The sequence below is a fragment of the Rahnella sp. ChDrAdgB13 genome, assembly GCF_017655185.1.
GTDB classification, from domain to species: Bacteria; Pseudomonadota; Gammaproteobacteria; order Enterobacterales; family Enterobacteriaceae; genus Rahnella; species Rahnella contaminans.
Window position 1 is genome coordinate 1 of sequence record NZ_JAEMGT010000129.1, and the last position, 2,162, is coordinate 2,162.

Sequence of the window (2,162 nt, forward strand, 5' to 3'; positions counted from 1 at the left end):
GCAATACCTCGACGCCCGAAATTTTGCTGGCGGGAATGCGACCGCTGACGCGACGCAGGAAAAGTTGCAGGTGTTTTACATCGACAGCAAAAGCATGGAAACCAACATCTCTGTTGAGTTCACGCTGAGTAGCCCGATGGATTTACAGGGGCTGATGATCCCGACGCGGCAGCTCCATTCTCTTTGCACCTGGTGCATCCGTGGCAAATACCGTTCAGGAGATGGCTGCGATTACGCTGGTACCAACTATTTCGATAAGCACGGTAATCCGGTTAGCGATCCCTCGCTCGATGTGTGCAATGGCACGCTTAACACCGGTTGCAAACTTCGCTTCGGTGCAAACAACGAATTGCCGTTCGGCGGCTTCCCAGGCACTTCCCTGATTAAGAGCTGACTATGCGCGATAAAACCCAGCAGGCTATTTTCGAACATGCCCGGCAGTGTTATCCGCGTGAATGCTGTGGCGTGGTGGCGCAGAAAAGCCGGGTTGAACGTTATTTCCCCTGTGCGAATCTGGCAGCTAATCCAACGGAAGACTTTCACCTAGACCCAGCTGGTTATGCTGACGCTGAGGACTGGGGGACGGTTATTTCCATCGTTCACAGTCACCCCGATGCAACGACGCAGCCCAGCGAACTGGATAAGGCGCAGTGTGACGCAACAGAATTACCCTGGCACATTGTGAGCTGGCCGGAGGGTGATTTTAGAACCATCCAGCCGCGGGGCGAGTTGCCGTTTCTAGAACGTCCGTTCGTGCTTGGGCACACCGATTGCTGGGGGCTGGTGATGAGCTATTACCGGCAAACGTACGGCATTGAACTGACCGACTACCGCGTGGATTATCCGTGGTGGGAAGATAACTACCCGGATAATTTCTATCAGACCTGCTGGTATGAGTGCGGATTTCGCGACTTTAGCGGGCCAGCGATGCCCGGCGACATGGTGATCATGCAGGTTCAGTCCAAAAAGTGGAATCACGCGGGGATCTTGCTGGAAGGTAACATGCTAATGCACCACATGTACGGCATGCTCAGTAACCGAGTGCCTTACGGTGGTTACTGGCAGGAACGGACAATGAAAATTGTCAGGCACAAAGATCTGATGTAGCCGCGTTGCCTTGCAGAGTGGTGCTGCTATCATTCTTCCAATAACTCAGAGGGATGATGATGAAAAAACTACTCATAGCAGTGCTGGCGCTTGGACTGGCTGGTTGCGCAACTAAGCCAGTATCAACCAGTCAGGCAAAAAATGTACCGGATGTAAGGGTGCTTAATTCAGAGCTTCTAATATCCAAGACGCAAAATAATGGCATGGTAACAATTAAGCGAGACTCTGGTTTTTCGGGCAGCGCTTGTCTTACTCGCGTATATATTGACGGAAAAGAAATTGCAGATCTAGACACGTCTGAGAAGGTCGTAATTTACCCGACCTTGGGCAACCATGTGTTCAGTGCCTGGCCCAAAGGAGTATGTGGTGGTGGCATGGTAGAGGTTACCGGAACAGTCACAAAAGAAAATCCCCTGACTTATCGAATAGGATATGGCACTAACGGAGATTTTGGTCTTTATCCAACAGCGTTTTAGCAATCAACCCGCCTTATGGCGGGTTTTTTCATTGGAGCAGTTATGGAAGAAGTAATGAGTCAGATTGAACTAGGCGGTGTACTTGGTAAAACTTTTGGTAAAACTCACCATAGACTGATACGTACCGTCCATGAATCAACTCGTGCATTAGCAGCCACGTTAGACGGCTTTGGAAAATTTATGATTACAAGCAAGCGGCGGGGTCTTACATATGCTGTATTTCGCGGTAAGAAGAATTTAGGGGTAGATGATCTTGGCTATCCCGTGACTGGAGAGGTTATTCGAATTGTCCCGGTAATTATGGGGAGTAAAAGAGCTGGCCTCTTGCAAACAATCCTTGGCGCAGTCCTTGTGGTGGTTGGTGTCGTGACGCAGCAATATTACTTGGCCGCTTCCGGTGTTGCTATGGCTGCTGGAGGTGTAATCCAAATGCTTTCACCGCAAACCGCTGGACTTGCCAGCAAACAGGATGCCGATAACCAGGCTTCCTATGCGTTCGGCGGCGTTACGAATACGGCCGCGCAGGGCTATCCGGTTCCGCTTGGGTATGGTCGCCGCCGGGTAGGTGGGGCGATTATT

General features: G+C 50.9%; 4 protein-coding genes. All 4 read left to right on the top strand.

The genetic code is table 11. The annotated features are described in order from the left end of the window. Positions 1 to 394: phage minor tail protein L (locus J8X26_RS24460; RefSeq protein ID WP_208952232.1), on the top strand; the 394-nt coding region annotated here is incomplete at its 5' end. Between the two features lie 2 nt (positions 395 to 396). Further along, the gene (locus J8X26_RS24465) at positions 397 to 1,107 is read left to right on the top strand and encodes a C40 family peptidase (protein WP_208952233.1); all 711 of its coding nucleotides are present in this window, start codon (positions 397 to 399) and stop codon (positions 1,105 to 1,107) included. Positions 1,108 to 1,166: 59 nt separating this feature from the next. Then, complete coding sequence (locus tag J8X26_RS24470) at positions 1,167 to 1,583, top strand: hypothetical protein (protein ID WP_208952234.1); 417 nt, start codon at positions 1,167 to 1,169, stop codon at positions 1,581 to 1,583. Between the two features lie 42 nt (positions 1,584 to 1,625). Then, positions 1,626 to 2,162: tail assembly protein (locus J8X26_RS24475; protein ID WP_208952235.1), on the top strand; the 537-nt coding region annotated here is incomplete at its 3' end.